Source organism: Streptomyces sp. NPDC006314, assembly GCF_040613075.1.
Classification (GTDB): Bacteria; Actinomycetota; Actinomycetes; order Streptomycetales; family Streptomycetaceae; genus Streptomyces.
This window is the reverse complement of sequence record NZ_JBEXRL010000007.1, coordinates 342431-364110: the sequence shown is the minus strand read 5'-3', so window position 1 is coordinate 364110 and position 21680 is coordinate 342431. Positions and strand designations below refer to the sequence as shown.

The window sequence follows — 21680 nt, the reverse complement described above, 5'->3', positions numbered from 1 at the left end:
ATGGTCTCTAATACTCCAGAGAGTACTCTCCAGCTCATGGCCAGGCCACCACGCTTCGATACGAATCAGCTCCTTGACGCCGCCGTGCACCTGGCTGCGACAGCCGGCCCGGCCGCGGTGACGATGTCCGCGGTCGCCGCGGAGGTGGGCGCCCCGAGCGGGTCGGTATATCACCGCTTTCCCAGACGAAGCACGTTGCTCGCCGAGGTGTGGCTGCGGACGGTAGAGAGGTTTCAGCGGGGCTACTTCGAAGCCATCGATGCACGCGCCGACGCGCGGGAGGCAGGGTGCGCGGCGGCGCGCCAAGTCGTCGCCTGGAGCCGCGCGCATCCACAGGAGGCCGCCCTCCTGCTCTACGGCGCCGAGGACTTCGGGCGCGCCGATTGGTCCCAGGAACACCTCCAGCGCGCGGACCGCGGCAGCCGGCGCGTGCACGCCGCTCTGGCTTCCCTCGCAGCCGACCTGGGTGCTGACAGCCCGCAGGCCACCGAACGTGTCCTGCTTGCCGTAGTCGATCTACCCCTCTCGCTGGTCCGCCGCCACCTCCGGACCAGTGATCCCCTCCCCGCGCACGCCGAAGACCTCGCGGAAGAGTGCACCGCAGCACTGCTCGGCTCGCTTCCCACGGGGCCACAGTCCCCGCCCAAGTGACGACCTCTCGCACAGCGGGAAACAAGGGCATCGACGGTCACGCGCAGCGGTGAGCTGCGCGCCCGCGGAGCCCTGGACCGGCCGCAGCGTGCGATCGACTCGGTGAATAGGCGGGCAACAAAAGGGGGGGCAACGGGTCCGCAACCCGTAGACCGCGACAAAAGTCAAAGCGTTGATGCGGCGAGTGCCGGTGTTATTGGGAAGGCCTGGCCGGCGTCGTACTTCGTGCGGCGGAGGCAGTGGTAGAGACAGCGGAGGAGCGTGTTGAACAGGTTCCTCAGGGCGGCGGCACTCGCCTGCCACTTGCGTCCCATCCTCGAAGCAGCGCCGGGTACACCCGCGTACCGCAAGGGCTTGATGGCTACCATCTATACGGCGCCGAACAGCCCGTTCGGCTTCACACGCCCCGTGAGCGCCCTCGCCCCGCCAGAGCCTATCCACCTTCTCGAGGCGTCCGGCAGATGATTCGAGGAAGTTCGAATGACCTGGCGTGGTGCCGGGCGGAGTTACTAGCGTTCCGGCGACTTGCCCCTCCAGTCGTTCAGGAAACCTCATGGCTGCTTCTGGCTGCGTCCGCCCCCGGCCCCGCTCTCGCACACTGGCTACATGTGTGGCCCTCCTGCTCCTGCCCGCCCTGGCGACAGCGTGTGGAGAGAACGACCAGGACAGCCTGCCGGCGGCAGCCGACCAGGGGGCGGTGGGTGAGCTACTCCGTGCGAAACTGCCCTGCACGAAGGTGACCTACCGCAGTCCCTGGAGGCTCCAGAAGCTTCGGGAGAAGATGGCCGGCGTCGACGGAGCGGGGACGTGCGACACCGAGGAGGGGGAGTACGGCACCGACTTCTTCCACACCTCGGACATGCGGCAGTTTCTCCAGAGCTGGGGCTCGGCGGCCAGTGAAGAGCGAGGAACGAGGTCCATGATGATCGGCCGGGACTTCGGTGTGCAGACCGACCCGATTTTTGAGAAGAAGCTGCTGGAGGGCGGTCTCCTCTACCTTTACTGCGTCCCGGGCTTCGAGCCGCCCAAGGTCGGCTTTACCGTCGTCCGCCTCGAAGAGGGGTGCGTCGCGACCAACTACCCGCCTCAGACGACGTGACGCGGCGAACCGCCTGCCGCGCCCCCTGGTTGCCGCGTACCCGCGCGCATCACACACACCGTGAGCGAAGTACTGACCACACCGCGGCGGCGGTGAGAAGCAGCGTCATACAAGGAGATCGTCGCGCTGCTGAGCCAGCGGGAAGAATCGGCCTGCAGCGCCGCGCCTGAGGACCCACGAGCCCCCACCAGCCCCCATAGGGGGCGACTCGGTTGCGGGGGACGATCGCAGCGACAGCGCGCCCGGCCCTTCGCTTGTTCGGCTGTCACCTGTGCGGTGTGGTGTTTCTCCTCGAACTCGATGGGGTTGAGGAAGCCGAGTCGTTCCTGGATGCGCCGGCTGTGGCAGAAGCCGATGTGGTCGCAGGGCGCGAGGTCCGTCTCGGCCCTGGTGGCGAAGATGCGGACGCGCACTCACTCCGTTCACCACACGCCCTCTTAGGTGCCGCTTCTCATGGCCACAGTTGGTCGGGTGGAAGCGCGCGCAGGCCAAGGGCCGGCGTGGGCGGGTGATAGCGAGGCCTGGCGGCGGACTTGTCCTCACCTGAGTCGAGCGGCCGTCGGGGCGGACACCATGAAATCCGGCCCAACTCTTATCGGACGAGTGTTGATCAACAATGGCGTGTGTTCATGCCAAGAAGCCGGAGACGGCGGAGAGAGAGGTAGGGACGTGAACCGGAATCGACTCATGGCGGCTGCCGGAATCGCACTGTCGCTGGGGCTGGTCGCCGGGTGCAGCTCGGGGGACGACAAGGACGACAGCAAACCGCTGTCCAAGGGCAGCGGTTCGAAGGGCGGCGAGCGCGCACCCGAGGGTCCTGCCTATAAGGGACCGGCTGTTCCCGGGCTGGCGAAGCAGCCCGTGTGGAGCCTCTCCGCCAAGGACGCGCCGCAGGCGCCCTACAGCATGGGAGACACCCTGGTGTTCTCCAAGGACGGGACGGTCGACGTCCAGTCCGAGTACGGGGACCAGCATTCCGAGGTGGGCGGAGCGGAAACGGGGACCCTTGAGTTCCGTGATCGCAAGACCGGTGAGGTGCGGGGCACGCTGAAGCTCTCCGACGAGGAGGTGGGAGTCACCACCTGGCACGGCGATGTACCCGCGCTCCAGGTCAGGTCCGTGGCCACCACCCCTTCCGACGGGCTCAGCGCGGAGAAGCACAGCGTCACCATCACCGTCTACGACGGCTCCGGGAAGAAGCTGGGTCGCGTGCAACGGGAAGGCGACGGCTCGGGCCTGCATGTCCAGGACGGCTACCTCATCGAGGCGGACGCGGGCTCCAGGCGGGTGAAGGCCACCGCCATCGACACCGGCACCGTGAAATCGTTCAAATGCGAGAACGAGCTGATGGACGAGGACTGCTTCGGCAATACGGCGCCGTTCGGGGTCGAGGCGGAAGGCGCCGAAGCACCGCTGATCACCGGTGACTGTTACTTCAGCGTCATCGGCGGGACGAGGTACGGCATCGACATCAGAGAGAAGACACACCTGGTGATGCGCGAGCTGGCGACCGGCAAGAAGGTCTGGAACACCCAGGACGTCAAGCCGCCCAAGGGTGTCCAGGTCCTCGACAACGGCGAACGCGCTGCCGGCCTGGAGGTGCTGCGCGACGGGAAGATCCTCACCCGGTGGGGGTCCGGCGGACTGGGCAAGAGCGTGATCGCCACGTACGACCTCACCTCGCCGAACGCGCTCGCCGCCGGTCCCGTCTACGACTCCGACGAGCCCCCCGTTCTCGACCGGACCCAGCAGCTCGCGGCGAGCACCGAGGAGAAAGGCGTCATGGTCTGGGACCTGAAGACCGGCGAGAAGCTGTGGGACCAGCAGGAGGGCGAGACGCCCATGGAGGCCAAGGAGTTCTCGCCCACGGGAGTGCTCTACGGCACGCAGCAGGAAAATGCGGTCGGCGCCGAGGCGACCGTCATCGCGGTGGAGGCCCGCACCAAGAAGGTGCTCACCAAGGGCCTGCCCGGAGAGCTCGTCCCGCACTTCGACCAGACCGACTACGGCTGGCTCCACACCGACGACGGCTTCTTCGTCTTCAACGCCACCAAGCCCTGACACCCGCCGTACGCGGTCGCGCCGCACCACAAGGCACGGAGGACAGCCGGGGCGCCGGCGCGACCGGCCAGCATCAGTGCGACCACCTCGGGAGTCCGCCCTGGGCGACCTGGGCGACCTGCGCAACCTGGGTGCCGACGCCGGCCGGGGTGAGAACAGCACGGCTGGGTCCAGTCCTACGGCACCCGCTGCGTCCGGCCACCGATCGTCGCCGGCGACATCTCACGCCCCGAACCGATGACCGTGCGCTGGACGACGTAGGATCTGTGGCTCGATGCCGCGTTCCACGACAGCGTCGAGGGGGACGTGCAGCAGGGAGGAAGAAGCGGACACGTCGACCCGGTCGGCCAGCCCGAGCAGGGTGCCGAGCGTGGACAGCGACTTCTCCAAGTCGTTCGCCCAGATGTTGCGGCCGTTGACGACATCGGCGACCAGACGCTTGCCGGGCAGTCCGCCGACGGCGGCGAGGTCGTCGAGGTGGGCGGCGGCCTCGGGGAAGTCCACGGCCAGCCCCTCCACCGGAGCCTTGGCGAGCACCGGCAGCGCGTCACCCAGACGGTCGAAGTAGGAGGCGACCAGCAGCCGGGGACGGTCGGTCAGGGCGCCGAGGGCACCGGATCGATGATGTCGGCGGCCCGCAAGGTGAACGTCAGCATGCGGCGCCACCCCTTGCGGTGGCCGACCCTCGCTTGCAGATCACAGGACTCAGGGACCTGCGCCGCCCGCGTGCAGCGGCCGACGAGGAGGGCGGTCGCATGTCACAGCGGGCCGCTACACCGCTCGGCTTCATGCCATGAGCCGACACCGGCAAGGAGTGCGAGATACCAGGCGACCAGTTCGGCAGTCGGCGCCGACAGGCGGGCAGGTCGCCGGCGTTCGAGGGGAGCTACTCCTGTCCGGGGACGGCCATCTCCCCGAGGAGCGACCAGTCGTCCTGGGGAACCGTCGCGTTCACGATGCGCGGAGTCTCGACCAGATGGGGCGGCAGCGTCTGCTGCGCAGCCTTGAAGTGCGCGGACTGTACATGCTCGGCGCCGGCCTCGTCGTTGCGGAAGGCCTCGACCAGGACGTACTCCGTCGGGTCCGCCACGCTGCGCGACCAGTCGAACCACAGGCAGCCGGGCTCGGCGCGCGTGGCCCGGGTGAAGTCGGCCGTGATCTCGGGCCAGCGGTCGGCGTGCTCGGGACGGACTCGGAACTTGGCGGTGATGAAGATCATGGGTTTCCTTCCCTGATGTCTGTGCGTTCGAGCACCACACGGGCGTTGCGTACGGCGGATCGTACGACCTCGGTTCGCCGTCGCCGGCTCGCCGGCCCCCACGACAGCGGACGCGTCGCGGCATTCGCCGCATGGGCGCGGCGCCGCGGCGCGCCGCGGCGGGCCCCTGACGGGTGGTCCACCGCGGTGGAGCGGGTGGGTGGCGCGGGCATGCCCGACGGATCGTTACGACTGGAGTACCAACTGACCGTCCGCGTACGGAAGGACCTTGGTGCGCGGCAGGTGCACGAGGACCTCCTCCCCGGTCGGAACTCCTTCCTCCCGCGGTGTCTTGGCCCTGACGAGTTGCCCGGCGACCTCGACCTCCAGCACGCGCTGCGCGCCGTGGTCGCTGACACCCCGCAGACGGCCGGGAAAGGTGTTGGGGCCGGGGTCCGTGACGACCTTGACGTGTTCGGGCCGGACCCCGACCTGGACCTCGGCCGTGCTCCGGGGGATGTCCCAGGCAACGGACAGCGTCCGGCCGTCCAGCGTGAAGGGCCCGTCGTTACGGTCCACGGTCAGGAAGTTCATCGCCGGTGAGCCGATGAAGTAGCCGACGTAGGTGGAGGAGGGCGCCTCGAAGAGCTGCTCCGGGGTGCCTTGCTGCACGGCGCGGCCGTCCTTCATGACGAGCACTTCCTGCGCGAAGCTCATCGCCTCGTACTGGTCGTGCGTCACGTAGATCACCGTGGGCTGGAACTGCTCGGTGATCTCCCGGATCCTGCGCCGCAGCGAGTGCTTCAGCTGCGGGTCGATCACGGTGAGCGGCTCGTCCATGAGGACGGCCGCCACGTCGTCACGGACCAGGCCGCGGCCGAGTGAGATCAGCTGCTTGTCGTCGGCGGTGAGGCCGCGGGCGGGCTGCCGCAGCCGGTCGTGCAGGTCCAGGGCCTCGGCTACCTGCTGCACCTTGGCGTCGATTCTCGCCTTGTCCCAGCGCCGGCACCGCAGGGGGAAGGCGAGGTTCTCGTAGACCGTCATCGACTTGTAGATGACGGGGAACTGGAAGACCTGGGCGATGTTGCGCGCCTTCGTGGGCAGGGCGGTGACGTCGACGCCGTCGAACAACACCCGTCCCCGGGATGGTCTGACCAGGCCGGACAGGATGTTCAGCAGCGTCGTCTTGCCGCAGCCCGAGGGTCCGACCAGCGCATAGGTCTTGCCGGACTCGAACGTCAGCTTCAGCGGCTTGAGAGCCCAGTGCTCCTCCTCGGCATCCGGCGCGTACGCGTGCCCGACGTCGACGATGTCCAACTGCGCCATGTCAACGCCCTTCCACTGGAGCGAGATCGTACGAAGGTGTCCGCACGAGCGTCCCCTGCTCGTCGAAGGCGAACAGCCGGTCGGGACGGAGCCGAAGTCTGACCAGGTCGCCGAGGGCGACGTCGTGGATGCCCTCGATCTGCACGACGAAGGGGGTCTCGCCGACGACCACATGGACGAAGGTCTCGGAGCCGGAGATCTCGACGAAGGTGACCTCGCCCTCCACCCCACCGGAAGCCAGGCTGACGTCGGTGGCACGCAGGCCGAACCGGTAGGCGCCGTCGGGCAGGTCGGCCAGGTGCGCGGAGATGTGCGTGGCCTGGAAGCCGGCCACCGTGACCTGGCCGCCCTCGATCCGGCCCGCGAAGATGTTCATCGGCGGGTCGTTGATGATGGACGCCACCGTGGTGGTCGCCGGGTGTTCGAAGACCTCCTGCGGGGTGCCGGTCTGGAGGATCCGCCCCTCGTGCATGACCAGGACCACGTCCCCGAGCATCATCGCCTCGGCGGGTTCGGTGGTCGTGTAGATGACGATCGTGTCGCCTCGGTCCGAGAAGAGGGCCTTGAACTCGTCGCGCAGCTGTTCGCGCAACTTGTAGTCCAAGTTCGCCAGTGGCTCGTCGAGCAGGAGGATGCCGGTACCGCGGGCCAGGGCGCGAGCCATCGCGACGCGCTGCTGCTGGCCGCCTGAGAGCTGGGAGGGCTTGCGCTTCTCGAACTCCGCGAGCCCCACGCTCGCCAGGCTCTGCCGGACCCGTCGCCGGATCTCGTCCCGTGACAGCCCGGCCCGCTTCAGCGGGAAGGCCACGTTGTCGAACACGTTGAGATGCGGGTAGTTGATGAATTGCTGGTAGACCATGGCGGTGTCGCGCCGCCACACCGGCGTCTCCAGGAAGTCGGATCCCGCCCGTGTCAGCGAGCCGGAGTCCACCTTCTGCAGGCCGGCCAAGGCCCGCAGCAGCGTCGTCTTCCCGGCCATCGTCCGGCCGATGACGGTGTGGAGCCGTCCCGGCTGGAAGGTGGCGGTCACGTTCTTGAGGTGGTCGACGCTGTCGACGGTCAGGCACAGATCGGTGGCACTCAGGTTCATCGGACGGCTCCTGACAGGTTCCCCTTGGACAGCAGGCGCTCCACCCAGAGGGCGAGCAGGATCAGCGGTGCCACGCCGAAGAGCGCGGCGGCGGACAGCGTCCACCACGGTGGAATGGAGGAGTTGAGGGCGACGACCGCCTGGGGCAGGGTCTGGACCTCGGTGAAGGTCAGCCGGAAGGCGAAGAAGAAGTCGTTCCAGCCGAACACGGCGCAGAACATCGCCGCCACGGTCAGACCGGGCAGGGAGTTCGGCAGGATCGCCCGTACGAAGGTCTGGAACGGGGGGCAGCCGTCCAGCATCGCCATCTCGTCGATCTCCCGGGGGATGCCGTTGAAGAAGTCCACCATCACCCACACCGCGATCGGCAGCAGCAGCGCGACCGTCACGATGACCAGGCCCGGGATGCTGTCCAGGAGGCCACCCCATTGCAGGAGGTAGAAGAAGGGGATCACCAGGACGACGGGCGGCATGATCCGTTGGGACACGAAGAAGAAGACGATGTCGCTGTTCTTGATGAAGCCCAGCTTGAACCGGTACCGGGACAGCGCGTAGGCGGCCAGGGACCCCAGGGCCAGGCTGATGGCGGACGCGGCGACGGTGATGATCGCGCTGTTGACGAAGGGATCGATCACATCTACACCGCCGGCACCGCCGAAGATGTTGCGCCAGCCGGTGACGGTGGGTTCGTACTGCAGCCAGGGGACGTAGGTGGGACCGCCCTGGACGGCGTTGGCGTTCTTGAAGCTGGTCGTCATCGCCCAGAGGAACGGTCCCGCGACGAAGCAGGCCCACATGCCGATCACGGTGTACTTGAACACCAGATAAAGGTGCGACCTCATGAGTCCCCCTTCAGCTTGAAGGCCCTGGTGAGCAGGGCGGCGACGCCCGTGAGCGTGACGGTCATCAGGACGAGATAGGTCAGGGACATCGCCCCGCTGTACCCGGTCTGCTGATCGCGGAGCCCCTGGATGTAGAGGTAGTAACCCGGGGTCTCCGTGGAAGACCCCGGCCCGCCGGACGTCAGTACGTAGACGCTGTCGGAGAGCTTGGACGCCTCGATCAGCCGGATGATGACCGCCGCGACCGAGACCGGTGCCATCAGCGGGAAGGTCACCTTCCAGAAGGTGCGCCAGGTGCCGGCGCCGTCGATCGCGGCGGCCATGAACGGTTCCTTCGGCAGGCTCAGCAAACCTGCCAGCAGCAGCAGGAACATGAAGGGAGTCCACTGCCAGACCTCTACGGTCATCAGCGCGACCAGCGCCGGACCGGACTCGGTGAGCCAGGGAACTCTCGTCAGGCCCAGCATCCCCAGCAGATCGTTCACCGGCCCGAGCGACTCATGGAAGATCGTCTGCCAGATGGCCGCCATGACCACGGGTGTGGTCATCATGGGGACGAGGAAGAGCACCCGCCAGAACCTGCGGCCGCGTACGTTGCGCCAGACCAGCAGAGCCATACCGAACCCGATGACGTACTGGATCAGGACCGTGCCGCCCGCCAGCACCGCAAGCCGGGTGATGGAGGCCCAGAAGCGGCTGTCGTGCAGCATGGCGGTGTAGTTGGTGCCTCCGATGAAGTCCATCCGAGGGTTGCTGACGTTCCAGCCGGAGAAGCTGACGCGGATGGTGAACAGAAGCGGGAAGATGATGATCAGAAAGAGCGTGAGCAGTCCCGGCAGCAGGAACATGCTCTTGTGCCGGCGCAGGCCGTCCATGGTTCTCCTCGCGGAAGGGGGCGGGCACCCCCGGGTGGCCGGCATGTCCGGTACGGCCACCCGGGGCGTCCTGCGGTCGGATCAGGAGTTGTCCTCGAGCGCGACCACGTTGCGATAGGCGTTTTGGACCTTGTCCTTGCCGATCTGGTCGGTGATCTTGGACCATTCCCTGGCCACGCCGTCCAGTGCCCGCTGCGGGGAGCTCTGTCCCGCCAGAGCCGCGGCGACACCGTTGGCCAGCGCGGACATGTACTGGTTGACACCGGGGACGCGCAGGTCGAAGACGCGGTTGGGGCTCTTCTCCATGCCGGCGAGCGTGCGTACGTACGATTCGGCGACGTCCTTCTTCCAGCCCAGGTTCTCCCAGAACCCCGGGTCGAAGTGGGCGTAGCGGTAGGGGTTGACACCGAACCGGCCGATGGTCAGGTCGAGGGCGGTGTTGGCCTCGTTGCTGAAGAAGCACAGGTAGTCGAAGGCCATCTGCTGGTGGCGCGAGGCCTTGGCCACCGCCGAGGTCCATCCCCACGTGAAGTAGGGCGCCTGGTTCGCCTTCTCGTCCCACGACCTCGTGGTGCGGTTGTAGACCTCCGTGGAGCCCGGCAGCGGTGCCGCCTGGACCTTGTTGCGGATCCTGCTGTCCGGCTGCTGGGCTTGGATGAAGGCGTCGTCCCACGAGTAGGACATCAGCGTCTGGCCGCCTCCGAAGGAGAAGATCTCGTCTCCCAGGCCGAAGTTGGCGCCGCCGGGTGCCCAGGTCGACTTGGCCTTCACCATGTCGTCCAGGGCGCGGACGAAGCCCGGCGTGTTGATCAGCGGCTTCATGGTCTCGACGTCGAAGAAGATGCCGCCCTTGACGTCCGGGTTCTTCACGTACGGCGCCGCACGGCTGATGAACGCGGAGAAGGTCAGGTCGTCCCGCTTGGTCACCTCGGCACTGCCGTAGTTGGCCTTGCCGTCGCCGTCGACGTCCTTGCCGCTGAAGAACTTGGCGGTTTCCTGGTATTCGGCCCAGGTCTTCGGCACCCGCAGATCCTCGCCCGTGGCCGCCTTGAACGCAGCCTTCCACTTCGGGTCCTTCAGCACATCGGTGCGGACCTTGAGGTAGTGCCGGTCACCGTCCACCGGGTACTGCACGACCTTCCCGTTCCAGGTCGCCACGTCCATGTAGGTCTCGGTGACGTCCTTCATGCCGGGGGTGTCCAGGTACGCCTTCGGCACCGGAGCCAGATACGGGGCCATGTCGCCGACCCACAGGGACGGGTAGAACATGACGTCGTACGCCGGCTGGCCCGCCTGCAGGGGCGTGAGTATTTTCTGGTGCAGCTCGCCGAAGGGGACGTTGACCACCTCGACCTTCCCGCCGGTGATCTCCTCGAACTGCCTGGCGTGCAGCTGGGTCGGCTCACCGATGACGGGGACGGCATGGCTGATGATCTTCAGTGTCTGCCCGGAGTAGTCCTTGCGGCTGATCGACTCGTAGCTGCACGGTCCGGGGCCGTCCGTGACCTTCGTCGCCGGGTAGTCCTTGCCGTACTTCTTGTAGCTGATCTCCGAGCCGGGCTTGAAGAGCGCGGCCTTGTCCTTGGGCTTGTGCTGTGCTTGGTCCTGGGCGGTGCACGCGGTGGCGGTCAGGGCTGCGACGGCGGCGACGGTGACCAGGGCCGTGTACGGTCTGCTGCGCATGGGGCTTCTCCTGCGGTGTCAGGGGACCAAGATCGCTCGGCCGCGTACGGCGCCGGCGTCCAGGTCGTCGAGGGCTTGCCGGAAGGAGGCGAGGGGGTACCGCTGGGTGTGCAGGGTGACCTTGCCGCGGGCCGCCAGGACCATCAGCTCGGAGAGGTCGTTGTAGGACCCCACGAGGTTGCCGATGAAGTTGATCTCCGCGGAGATCACATCGATCGTCGGCACCTGGAGGTGGCCGCCGTAGCCGATGACGTAGTAATTGCCGTTGCGGCGCAGGCAGGCCACGCCCGTCTCGACGGCACCGCCCTCGCCGACGAAGTCCAGGACGGCCTCCGCCCCATGACCACCGGTGAGGTCCCGTACGCGGTCGGCTTCGCTTCCGTCCGCGACGAGGGTGTGGTCAGCGCCCAGTTCCTTGGCCAGAGCCAGGGTCTCCGGGCTGCGGTCGATGACGATCGTCTCCGCCGGTGACAGGGCCCGCAGCACCTGGATTCCGATGTGTCCGAGGCCGCCCGCGCCGATGACCACGGCCTTGTCCCCAGGCCGCAGTACCCGGGCCGCCTTGGCGACGGCGTGGTACGCCGTGAGGCCGGCGTCGGCCAGGGCTGCCACCGAGGCCGGCTCCAGGGACGGGTCGAGGGGCACGACCGAGCGGGCATGGGTCTTCAGGTACTCGGCGTAGCCCCCGTCGGTGTCGATGCCGGGGAAGGCGGAGTTCATGCAGTGCACGTCGTCGCCGGCCCGGCAGGCGCGGCACAGACCACAGGTCACCAGGGGGTGCAGGATGACCGCGTCACCGACTTTGACGTGGGTCACGGCCTGCCCCACCTCCGCGACCCAGCCGGCGTTCTCGTGACCGATCGTGTACGGAAGGGCGACCCCGCTCTTGTCCTTCCACTGTCCTTCGAGGATGTGCAGGTCGGTCCGGCAGACTCCGGCGCCGCCGATCTTCACGATCACATCCAGCGGGCCGGTGATCTGCGGGTCCGGCACGTCCACAAGCACGGGCGGTACGTCGTACTCGATGACCTGCACGGCTTTCATAGCGGCTCCCTGCGAGTCGGCGGGTTGGGTGGTGCGCCGATTACACAGGCCGCCGATCGCGGGGCGATGTCTCAGAATCCGTCCCCGAATGTCTCAATGTGATACACGCCGTAGGCGCCACGCTGTCGAGCTGGTCCAATCACTGCACCGAGGATGTGACGCGCGCAGTTCGGGAGTGTTGATGCCCCGCCAACGACCCGGAAGCTCACTGAGAGCAGCCAGAGAGCTCTACCTGGAGGTCACCAAGGATCCAAGCGCCCGGCCGCTTGTGGTTGCCTCATGGCATCGCTCGATGGAATACGAGGTGAAGTCGGGCAGCCTCGACGCTCCGTACCTGGACAACCCCGATCTGGACAGCCCCCTCGCAAGGGCCGCGCTGCCGATCCTTGACAGGCTGCACGACCAACTCGCCGACGACCCGGTCTCCACGATGATCACAGACCGCAATGGTGTCGTCCTCTCCCGGAAGGTCTCCCACGAAGGGCTGACGACGAACCTCAACCGCGTGCACCTGGCCCCCGGCCACGTGTTCTCCGAGCGCTACGTGGGCACCAACGGCATAGGGACCGCGCTGGCCAGCGGCCGCCCGGTCATGATCGCCGGGATGGAGCACTACGTCGAGGCGCTGCGGGGCTTCCACTGCGCGGCCGTACCGATCCTGCATCCCACCCGGCGCACCTTGCTGGGAGCGTTCAACCTCACCACCATCCGCCAGGGCTCCGACCGCATGCTGATGGCCTTCGCCCGCTCGGTCGCGGCTCAGATCGAGGCCGAAATCGCGGCGATCACCTCGCGGCGCGAGCGGGCTCTTTTCCAGGACTACATGGAGGCGTGCTCCTCGGCGCGCCCGGGACCCGTGCTGGCCCTCAACCGCGATGTCGTCATGATGAACGAGCAGCTCAGTGCCGCTGTGCCCGGGCCGGACCACTACGCGCTGCTCGACCACGCCCGTGAGATCGCCGACCATCCCCGGCTTGAGGGGACCCGCAGCATCGCCCTGCCCTCGGGACGGGTCGCCGAACTCAGGGTCAGTCGCTGCCGGCGCGAGGGCAGCGACGCGGGCGCAGTCTTGCGAGTCCGGCTGATCGGACGGCTTCAGCCCGCGCCCGCGGGTTCCGCGACCCCCGCCCGCTCCGACCTGGGACTGGCGGGCTCGTCCCCGCCCTGGCTGCGCGCGGTCACCGACAGCGAAACAGCGTTCGTCGCCGGGACATGGCTCCATCTCCTGGGCGAAGCCGGCGTCGGCAAGAGGACGCTGGTCGAAGCCCTGCACCGGGCCCACGGCGCCGGACGTCGGCTGGAGATGACGCGAGCGCCGCTGTCGGATTCACCGGCCGTCACGGAGCGCTGGCTTCACGACATCCGGGAGCTGCTCGTCGTGCCGTCCAACGTGCTCGTCCTGAGCGACGTCCACCTGTTGGGCGACCAGCTGCGGCAGCGGCTCAGCGACCTGCTGGTGCAGCTGCACGGCAGTGCGACCGGGCAACTGGTCATGATCCGCCAGCCGTCGATGGTCAGTGCCGACGACCAGCTCGACCAGCTCTGCGGCGCATCCGTGGAGGTGCCTCCCCTACGTCATCGCTATGGGGACATCGAGCACCTGGCGCGGTTGTTCCTTCGCAAGTACCGCCCGAGTGGGGAATGCACGTTCTCCCCGGACGCGCTGGCCCTGCTTCAGCGATGCCCCTGGCCGGAGAACGTCCGGCAGCTCGAGTCGGTGATCCGCGGCCTGGTGCGGCGGCCTTCCGGCCGGGTGATCCACGTGGAGGACCTGCCACCTGAATGCCGGGTGTCCTCGCACAAGGTCCTGACCACCATCGAGGCGCTGGAACGCGACGCCATTCTGCGGGGGCTGATGGACCGCAACTCCAACGTCCAGCGGACCGCGCGGGACCTCGGGATCTCCCGCGCCACGATGTACCGCAAGATGCGCCGCTACGGAATCGTCCCGTCGAGCCTGCTGTGACGGACCTGCCGGCCCGCCGAGGAGGCTGCGGCGACGCGCAGGAGAGACGGAGGTTGCGGTACGGCATCGCAGCGGGCGGCGTGGAGACGGCACCGTCGCCGCCGAACACATCACCGCATCCGCAACGGCTGGTCATCGGGTCCGCAGCATGAGGGCATAACGTGTGTTGTCGCCGTAGACCCCGCCCTCGTCGCCGCGGATCCCGAACCGGTGCTGAAACAGGGTCACTGCCGCTCGGACCTCCGCGTCGTAGCGGCCGTCGATCGGGCCACCGTCGTAGATGCCGGGTATCTGCAGGAGACGTACCTGCAACTCGTAGACGCCATGGCCGCTGTCGCCTTGGCGCAGGACGCCCGTGCCCGGGATTTCGGGGAGCGGCGGGTCTGGTACGCCGGGCTGCGGGCGGTTCGTCCGCCCCGCAGGCGGGGGTGAGGGGTCCTTCGGCGCGGGGGTCGCCGGCAGCGGGGATTCCATGTGCCGGGGAGGCGAAGAGGAGGCCGCAGGGTCGGCGTTGTCGTAGGTCAGCAGCCAAAAGGCGATGAGTGATCCGCTCGCCGCGCCCACCCCGAGGATGCCGGTGATTCGCAGCTTCCTGCGGCTGATCGGTCGCCGCCGTCTGCCACCGGCCCTCCTGCCGTGTGCGCGGGGGGATGACGCAGATTCCCTTGAGGGCGCGGTGTCGGGCTGGTCGAACGGGGCGGCGGGACAGGGCGGGACGTCCGGCCACTCGGCGCCCGGCCGGGGGCTCCTGCTCGGCTCGCTTGCCCGCCGTGGAGCCGGAGTCGGGAGAGCCACGGGTGGTGCGACGGCCTTCGGGCCCGGTCCACCGGCCGTCGGAGGCTTTCCCGCCGACGGCGGCGGGACGGCCTCCAGACCTCTGGGCAGCCCCGGTGGCTCCGCCACGACAGCCTGTGGGGTGTCGTGCCGCAGGCCGCCGGTCGGCGGCGATTCGCCGGCAGGTGGGCGGTCGGACCCGGGACGCTCCGGTTGCCTGCCTGACGACACACGTCTGACCGGCAGTGCCCGGCCGGATGCGGAGGAAGCCGGGGTCGACGCTGGGGACGAGGTCCGCTGGGGAAAGCGGGCGCCCCCGGTCGGGTGACCGTGCCGGTCCTGGGGTTCAGACGGGCCCTCCGCGTGTTCCCGGTTCTCGTCGCGCAGGAGGTCGGCGCGTGCGGCGTCCAAAGCGTCCAGCACGGCTTGGAACGAATCCCTGATCTCTTGCCCGAGGTCAGGGCCTGAGCCGGGAGTCCGCTCAGGGCTGGCGTCGTCGCGTCCCACCGAGTCCTCCTCAGCTCGTCCTGTCTCTGACGGTCCACCTCTTTCGCCAGCGGCGGTCAGGTACCAGGTGTCGGGTGGTGATCACTGCGAGGGCCTCCACGCAGGGCACCCCGGTGGCGGCTTCCCTGCTTCCTCTTCTCAGGAAGGCAATACGTAGGCCGCACGCCTTCGTCTTCATCCAGCGGCCGGTATGTAACCCACGCCTCATTCACCACCCGGGCGGTGGTCCAGCCGCACATCTCGTCCTGCAGAGCCCCGAGGACGATTCGCGCCGTCAATCGCATGACGCACATGGGGTTGGGCGAGTCGGCTGTGCCGGGCCGGCCGAAGCCGGCCCTGGAGAGGCATCGCGGGAGCGAAGAAACTGCGCGCAGGGGCCGCCGAGCCGTCCCGGTCATCAACATCTCCAACGGCAGAGTTACCTACCCCACTTCTCTGCCTGCGTGTGAGCACGCGTTCGATGCGTCCCGTTGACCCCGGTAACCGGTGACCCACCTGCAGACCGGTAAGTGAGGTTCGCGCATGTCGAAGATCGGTCCGAAACCAACCAAGTGGCGTCTCCGCGCCGCTGACCGCCGCCCGGACCGGGTGAACCTTCGCTCCCGTCAACTCAAGGACTGAGACGGTCCCTTCATGGACTACTGCATCCCGTGCAGCCGCACCCTCAATGGCGCCGTAACCTGCCCGGAGTGCGGGGCGTACGACCCCGGCATGGCACAGCTGAGCGATCGGAGAGACGGTGCTTCGGCCGTCGACGCCGCGATGCCGGAGGTCCACTCGAGCGGGGGCCCCAGCTCCTCCGGACCACCCCTTCCCGAGGCACCGGTTGTCTCGCAGGAGCTGTCGCCTGACCGGCACGACCGTCCGGCGCAGTGGAAGAAATATGCCGTCCGGTCTCTTGCGGCGGCCGCCTTCACCCTCCTCGGAGGCCTGGCCACCGCATCGGTGTTCCCCCAGTCGACGGCCCCCCGAGCAGCCTCGGTCCCGGAACAGTCATCCCCAGAAGAGCCCGGGGTCCGCGTTCCTGACGCACAGGCTTCACCGGAGCATGTGACCACGCACCCGGGCCGAAAGGGCGTCCGGGACCGAAACAGTGAGGGGGTCCGGCGTCCTCTGCCAACGGCGACTCGCGGCACGTCACCGGTCACTCGGTCTCCCGCCTCCACCAGCGCGCCGCCACCAGCGAAGGCGAAGCCGACCCCCCGAGCCTCCAGCGGCCGCCGTCCCAGCTCGCCCTCGCGGACGGCAACCCCTTCCGCGACGCCCTCCGCCAGTCCCTCCGCCAGCCCTTCCGTCAGTCCTTCCGTCAGCATCAGCGCCTCTCCTACCAGTAGTGGCTCACCTAGCGGCGAAGGGGAAACCGGTGACTGAGACGGCAGTGCCCCCTGACCACGCACCCGTCTGCCGTCGGACCTCGGCCAGATGGATCGGTGCACGGTCACGGTTGGTGACCATCATGGCTTCTACCGGCAGGGAGTCTTCGCCCGGCCGGCCGCGTACGACGCCGTCGTCCGGTACTCGAACGGCATGGGCCACGACCGTCCCGACCACCAGCTGGGCGCGGCGAACTGCTCGCCATGCCGTCGTTCACCAGTGTCCCGCGCGGGAACCTGCTGTCGTACAGCCACAACAGCAGGGACGCCTTCCGGTACGGCGACCACATCGCCAGGATCCGTACCGTGCCGACCGCGCGTCCCTGGGCTCCCTCACGCACCAGATCGTGGACGTACGCGCGGACAATGAGGCATTCCGCCGCACCCTGGTGGCCGAGGCCGCGGAGCGAGACCACGCCTTCGAGATCCAGGTCCGGCTCAACGCCGGCCAGGCCGTATGCCGGTGGACGACACGTCCGTCAAGTGGCCCGAGGATCCGTTCCCCCTGGATGACGGTCGCCCGGGTGGATCTCCCGCGCCAGGACATCGGCGGGAACGACGACGTGGCGGCCGCCGACGCCACGTCGATCACACCGTGGCGATCACGCGAGGAGCACCGGACCCTCGGCGATTTCAGCGGGTGCGGCAGGAGGTGTACCGACGCTCGTCCATCGAACGGCACCGCATCAACGGGCAAGTGCGGCGTGAACCGGCCGGCAGCGCCGAGCTGCCGGGCTGAGCTGCCGGGCTGAGCGATGTGCTCCGCACGGTCGCACGCACGGGAGACCGGCTGTCCAGTTGACGACCATGTCCCCGGGGAACGGGGGATCCTGGGCCTATACTCCCCTGCGTGTTATCGAGGGGGGAGTCGTCAACGGGCGGCAGCCGGCTCCGGTTCGCTGTGCTCGGTCCGCTCCGGGCCTGGCGCGGCGAGGTACAGCTGGAACTCGGTCCGGTTCGCCAGCAGGCTCTGCTGACGGCGCTGCTGCTGCGGCCGGGGACGACCGTCAGCCGGCAGCAGCTGCTCGACGGAGTATGGGGTCCCGAGCCGCCGGGCACGGGCGCCAAGGTGATCCCGGTCTATGTGTACCAGTTGCGCAGACGTCTGGGCACCGAGGGAACAAGCCCGTCGGGCTCCGTGATCGTCACCGACCGGGCCGGCTACCGCTTCGACCCGCGGAACGTCTCGACGGACGTGGCTCGGCTGAAGGAGATCGTCGCCCAGGCGCACGCCGCGCGGGACTCCGGTGACCTTGACGCCGCGGTGGGCGCGTGGTCCACCGCCCTGGAGCTTTTCCGGGGCGATCCCCTGGCCGAGATCCCCGGGCCGTTCGCCCAGGGGGAGCGCTTCCGGCTGACGGAACACAGGCTGGCGTTGGTACAGGACAAAGCGGAGTGCCAGCTGCAGCTGGGCCGCCACGCCGAGGTCGTGGGAGAGCTGTTCGCTCTGACCGAGACGCATCCGCACAACGAGTCCCTGGCCGCCCTGTTGATGCGTGCCCTCTACGCCGGCAACCGGCAGGCCGATGCGCTGGCTGTCTTCGCCCGGACGCGCCGTCGTCTGGTGAGGGAACAGGGGGCGGAGCCGGGCGGTGAACTGCGGCGGGTGCACGAGGCGGTGCTGCGCGCTGATGAAACCCTCCTCATCGACGCGTCGCCACGGCCGCGCAGGTCGGTGGACGGCGCGTCACCACGGCAACGCCGACCCACGGGCCCGCGGCCCACAGCCGCTCGCCCACTCCGACGCGTGCGTAATGAACTACCGGTCGACGTCGGCGGCTTCACCGGACGGCACCACGAACTCGACATCCTCCTCGCGCCGGCCGATGAGCAGGCGGTGACGGTCCGCGCGGTGGACGGCATGGCCGGGGTCGGCAAGACCGCGCTGGTGGTGCGCGCCGCGCGTGCGATGCGGGAGCGCTATCCGGACGGCTGCCTGTTCGTGGACCTCCACGGTCACCGCGAGGGGCGGGAGGCAGCGGTCCCGCACCGCGTGCTGCGCCGATTGCTGCGGGCAGTCGGCGACGCCGGAGAAGGCGACGACGCGTCATCAGAGGACCTCGACGGGCTGACCGCGTCATGGAGGGCCGCGACCGCCGTCCTCAGGCTGATCGTGGTGGTCGATGACGCATCCGCCGCAGACCAGGTACGCCCCCTGCTGCCCGCCGGTCCCGGCAGCCTCGTGCTGGTGACCAGCCGTCAGCGGCTGACCGGGCTGGACGCCGACCGCCGGGTATCGCTGGCGCCGTTGGACATCGACGACGCGGTGGCCCTGCTGACCCGCATCGTCGGCGGTCCGGGCTCCGGTCCCGAGCGTGCGGCGGTGCGCGAGCTGGCCCGCCTCTGCGACCGGCTGCCGCTGGCCCTGCGTGTCGTCGGGGCCCGGATCCAGAGCCGCCCGTCGTGGGCGCTGGAGCGCATGGCGGCCCGCCTGGCCGACGACGAGCACCGGCTCGGCGAGCTGGCCGTGGAGGACCGCAGCGTGGAGGCGGCCTTCCGGGTCTCCTACGACCAGCTTCCGGAGACCGAACGGCGCGCGTTCCGTGTGTTGGGCCTGTCGCCGACCGTAGAGTTCGACCGGCTGACGCCTGCCGCCATGCTCGACCTGACACCACCCGACGCCGAGCGCGTCCTGGAGAGCCTCGTCGAGGCGAGTCTCGTCCAGCAGGCGGCCCCGGGCCGTTACCGCCTGCACGATCTGGTGGCGGTCTACGCCCGGCGCGTCGCCGGCGCGTACCCCGCGGAAGTCGCGGCGGCCCGGACCGGGGTGTTCCGGCTCTACGTGGTCGCCGCCCGCCGCGCGAGCGACTGGGGCCCCTCTGCCTTCCCGACCGGCCCGCGGCCGGACACCGCGCCCTTCTCGGACTGGGAGGAGGCGTCGGCCTGGCTGGACGCGGTGGGCGGCGAGCTGGTCGACGTGGTCGGCCACGCGGCAGCCGTGGGGCATGTGGACGACGCCTGCTGGCTCGCCGAGGGACTGTGCGACTACCTCACCAGGCAAGGCCGGTACCACGAGTGCCGGGCCACCATGGAGATCGCGCTGTCGCTCACGGAGCAGGCCACCGACCAGCGGATGGTCTCCGAACTGCGCACCTGTATGGGCATAGCGCACGGCCTGCAGGGCCACTACGAGCAGGCGCGCCGCTGGCTGAGGGATGCCCTGGAGATCAGCCGCCGAACCGGGGACCTCATCGAGCAGGCCCGGGCCCTGGGTTCCCTCGGGATCTTCGCCAACGCGGCGGGGGAACCGGCCGAGGCCGCCGCGCTCCTGGCCGAATCCGCGGACCTTGCCCAGGCGGCGCAGGACGACTGGCTCACCGTCATGTACCTGGCCAACATCGGCGCCATCCACCACCAGGTGGGAGAGCATGAAACGGCGCACGACTGCTACGCGGAATCGGTCGTCCTCGCCGAGAAGATCGGCAGACCCAGGATCCTGAGCAAGACGCTGTTCCGCATGGGGACGCTCCAGCTCGACCGTGGGCGGTACGCGGAGGCTGCCGACGCGCTCCGCAGGGCCGCCGGACTCGCCGAGCGCGTGGGGGACATCCCGCTGTACGCCGCGGTCCTCGGCAGACTGGCCACCGCCGAGGAGTGCCTGGGCAACCTGGCCGGGGCGACTGAACTCCGCGACCGGGCCCTCGCGGCGGTCGGCGAACGGTCCGGCACCGGGCTGGAGGCCGAGATCCGCAACCGGCTGGGCTGGCACCACGCAGCGACGGAAGACCTCACCCAGGCACGCGACCGGTTCGAGCGGGCCGTCGCCGGCTCCCGCACCGACCCCGGGGGACTCGCCCGCACCGTCGACGGCCTGCACCGCCGCGGGCAACCGGGCCCCCGGCGGTTCTAGCCTCCCGAAGACTCCGACCGTGTCGGACCGTACGCGCCACCGCCTGTCCGACGACGTGGGGACTCCTCCGAGCGGATGCTGCGGACGCACCAGAGGATCCTCCGACACGCGCCGGCGGGTCAGGGTCCGCACGGCCAGGATGGTGCCACCCACCTCCGGCCGTTCTGGACTGTCAGGAGGCGAAGGCCTTGTCCAGCCGGGGGATCAGGTCCCGGAGATCCTGTTCCCAGCAACCGGCGTCGTGGCCGCCGTTGCATCGGGTGCCCCAGGCGGAACCGTCGCCGTAGTCGACGTAGTGGTAGGACATGCCCAGCGCGTCCATGCTGTCCTTGGCGTGCTTGGCCGCGCCTTCGAGCCAGAACTCCGGTTCGAGGGGTGAGCCGCCTCCATTGCCCACATAGACGGAGACCCCGACTCCGGCGAGTTTGTCCATGTGCGCTGCAGGGTCGACCTCGTTCCATCGCCAGTCGGCGTTGAACACCGGGTACGGCGAGCCGAACAGAGCGTCGCTGTCCACGCCGGGCTCGTAGGGGGAGTTGTCGGGGTCGCAGGCTCCGGATGACGAGCCGCAGATCGCGCCCAGCGCATCGGTGACGGAGGCGACGACGGCCAGCCGCAGGTCCATGGACCTGGCCGACAGATCGATGTCTCCTGACAGGGATGCGGTCTGGCTGAACAGGTCGGGACGGACCTGGGCGTAGTGGAAGGCGCCGAACCCGCCCATGGAGACACCGGCGACCGCCCGGGCCTTCTTGGCGGGAATCGTCCGCAGGTTCGCGTCGATGAACGGGATCACCTGCTTGAGGTGGAAGTTCTCCCAGTTCTGGGCACCGAGCCGAGTCTTCTGGTTGAGCCAGTTGGCATACCAGCCCCGAGCGCCGCCGTCCGGGATGACGGTGATCAACGAGTCCGACATGGTCAGTGCCGGATAGGTCTGCTGAATCGGGTCGTCAGGTGAACCGTGCAGGAAGTACAGCACCGGATAGCGTCGGTCCGGGTCGTCGTGATAACCGCTCGGCAGAATGACTTTGATGTGGTGCTTGCCCGTGACCTCGGGCGTGGTCACAGTGATGGTGAAGTTGGTGGGACCTCCTACGGCCGTGTCGACCTGGGTCAGACCGAATCCGTTCGCCATCGGTGGCGGCGCGGTGCTGTCAGCGGCCTGTGCCGGACCGGTCGGCAGCATGACCAGGGCCGCGGCGGCGACCATCCATGCCGTCACCAGCCGCCGCCATCCATTCGATGTCCTTGCCACAGCGGGTCCCTTCGTGAGTCTTCTGGTTGTGCGGCGTGAGATGTGGCGGGAAGCCGTGAGGCTCCGAGGAAAGAGCACACCGGAGA

The 21680-nt window shown here is 68.7% G+C and carries 14 protein-coding genes and 3 pseudogenes; 7 read left to right on the top strand and 10 right to left on the bottom strand.

Annotation, left to right across the window (positions count from 1 at the left end; all coding sequences use genetic code 11):
* The first annotated feature begins 36 nt into the window (after window positions 1-36).
* The 5 genes and pseudogenes from ABZ079_RS16170 to ABZ079_RS16150 form a co-directional block, all read left to right on the top strand.
* Window positions 37-651, top strand: coding sequence for a TetR/AcrR family transcriptional regulator (locus ABZ079_RS16170; protein ID WP_356940063.1), 615 nt, complete (start codon window positions 37-39; stop codon window positions 649-651).
* A 51-nt stretch (window positions 652-702) separates the two neighbouring features.
* Window positions 703-813: pseudogene (locus tag ABZ079_RS16165) on the top strand (IS5/IS1182 family transposase); the annotation flags it as partial.
* Window positions 814-1261: 448 nt separating this feature from the next.
* The gene (locus tag ABZ079_RS16160; RefSeq protein WP_356940062.1) at window positions 1262-1750 is read left to right on the top strand and encodes a hypothetical protein; all 489 of its coding nucleotides are present in this window, start codon (window positions 1262-1264) and stop codon (window positions 1748-1750) included.
* Window positions 1751-2437: 687 nt separating this feature from the next.
* On the top strand, window positions 2438-3811 hold the full coding sequence (locus ABZ079_RS16155) for a PQQ-binding-like beta-propeller repeat protein (protein WP_356940061.1): 1374 nt from the start codon (window positions 2438-2440) through the stop codon (window positions 3809-3811).
* Window positions 3812-4012: 201 nt separating this feature from the next.
* Window positions 4013-4072: pseudogene (locus tag ABZ079_RS16150) on the top strand (hypothetical protein); the annotation flags it as partial.
* On the opposite strand, the pseudogene ABZ079_RS16145 reads toward ABZ079_RS16150, so the two are convergent.
* The 8 genes and pseudogenes from ABZ079_RS16145 to ABZ079_RS16110 form a co-directional block, all read right to left on the bottom strand.
* A pseudogene (locus ABZ079_RS16145) lies at window positions 4067-4420 on the bottom strand (5-methyltetrahydropteroyltriglutamate--homocysteine S-methyltransferase); the annotation flags it as partial. The pseudogenes ABZ079_RS16150 and ABZ079_RS16145 overlap by 6 nt on opposite strands.
* A gap of 277 nt (window positions 4421-4697) precedes the next feature.
* The gene (locus tag ABZ079_RS16140) at window positions 4698-5030 is read right to left on the bottom strand and encodes a putative quinol monooxygenase (protein ID WP_356940060.1); all 333 of its coding nucleotides are present in this window, start codon (window positions 5028-5030) and stop codon (window positions 4698-4700) included.
* Between the two features lie 225 nt (window positions 5031-5255).
* Window positions 5256-6335 carry an ABC transporter ATP-binding protein gene (locus ABZ079_RS16135; RefSeq protein WP_356940059.1) on the bottom strand — a complete coding sequence of 360 codons (1080 nt, stop codon included), beginning with the start codon at window positions 6333-6335 and terminating at the stop codon, window positions 5256-5258.
* A gap of 1 nt (window position 6336) precedes the next feature.
* On the bottom strand, window positions 6337-7425 hold the full coding sequence (locus tag ABZ079_RS16130) for an ABC transporter ATP-binding protein (RefSeq protein WP_356940058.1): 1089 nt from the start codon (window positions 7423-7425) through the stop codon (window positions 6337-6339).
* Window positions 7422-8267, bottom strand: coding sequence for a carbohydrate ABC transporter permease (locus tag ABZ079_RS16125; RefSeq protein ID WP_356940057.1), 846 nt, complete (start codon window positions 8265-8267; stop codon window positions 7422-7424). The genes ABZ079_RS16130 and ABZ079_RS16125 overlap by 4 nt, the downstream gene beginning before the upstream one ends.
* Window positions 8264-9142, bottom strand: coding sequence for a sugar ABC transporter permease (locus ABZ079_RS16120; RefSeq protein WP_356940056.1), 879 nt, complete (start codon window positions 9140-9142; stop codon window positions 8264-8266). Before ABZ079_RS16120 ends, ABZ079_RS16125 begins: the two co-directional genes overlap by 4 nt.
* A gap of 81 nt (window positions 9143-9223) precedes the next feature.
* The gene (locus tag ABZ079_RS16115; protein WP_356940055.1) at window positions 9224-10825 is read right to left on the bottom strand and encodes an extracellular solute-binding protein; all 1602 of its coding nucleotides are present in this window, start codon (window positions 10823-10825) and stop codon (window positions 9224-9226) included.
* A gap of 18 nt (window positions 10826-10843) precedes the next feature.
* Window positions 10844-11869, bottom strand: a complete 1026-nt coding sequence (locus tag ABZ079_RS16110; RefSeq protein WP_356940054.1) for an NAD(P)-dependent alcohol dehydrogenase — start codon at window positions 11867-11869, stop codon at window positions 10844-10846.
* 292 nt (window positions 11870-12161) lie between these two features.
* Between ABZ079_RS16110 and ABZ079_RS16105 the strand changes: the two genes are divergently transcribed.
* Window positions 12162-13835, top strand: a complete 1674-nt coding sequence (locus tag ABZ079_RS16105) for a GAF domain-containing protein (RefSeq protein ID WP_356940053.1) — start codon at window positions 12162-12164, stop codon at window positions 13833-13835.
* Between the two features lie 132 nt (window positions 13836-13967).
* Here the strand turns inward: ABZ079_RS16105 and ABZ079_RS16100 are convergent, their stop codons facing one another.
* Window positions 13968-14399 carry a peptidoglycan-binding domain-containing protein gene (locus ABZ079_RS16100; RefSeq protein WP_356940052.1) on the bottom strand — a complete coding sequence of 144 codons (432 nt, stop codon included), beginning with the start codon at window positions 14397-14399 and terminating at the stop codon, window positions 13968-13970.
* A 2940-nt stretch (window positions 14400-17339) separates the two neighbouring features.
* Between ABZ079_RS16100 and ABZ079_RS16095 the strand changes: the two genes are divergently transcribed.
* Window positions 17340-20339 carry a BTAD domain-containing putative transcriptional regulator gene (locus tag ABZ079_RS16095; RefSeq protein ID WP_356940051.1) on the top strand — a complete coding sequence of 1000 codons (3000 nt, stop codon included), beginning with the start codon at window positions 17340-17342 and terminating at the stop codon, window positions 20337-20339.
* Between the two features lie 172 nt (window positions 20340-20511).
* Here ABZ079_RS16095 and ABZ079_RS16090 read toward each other — a convergent pair whose 3' ends face one another.
* Entirely contained in the window at window positions 20512-21549 is a 1038-nt protein-coding gene (locus ABZ079_RS16090; RefSeq protein WP_356940084.1) for an alpha/beta hydrolase-fold protein, read from the bottom strand.
* Window positions 21550-21680: the final 131 nt, after the last annotated feature.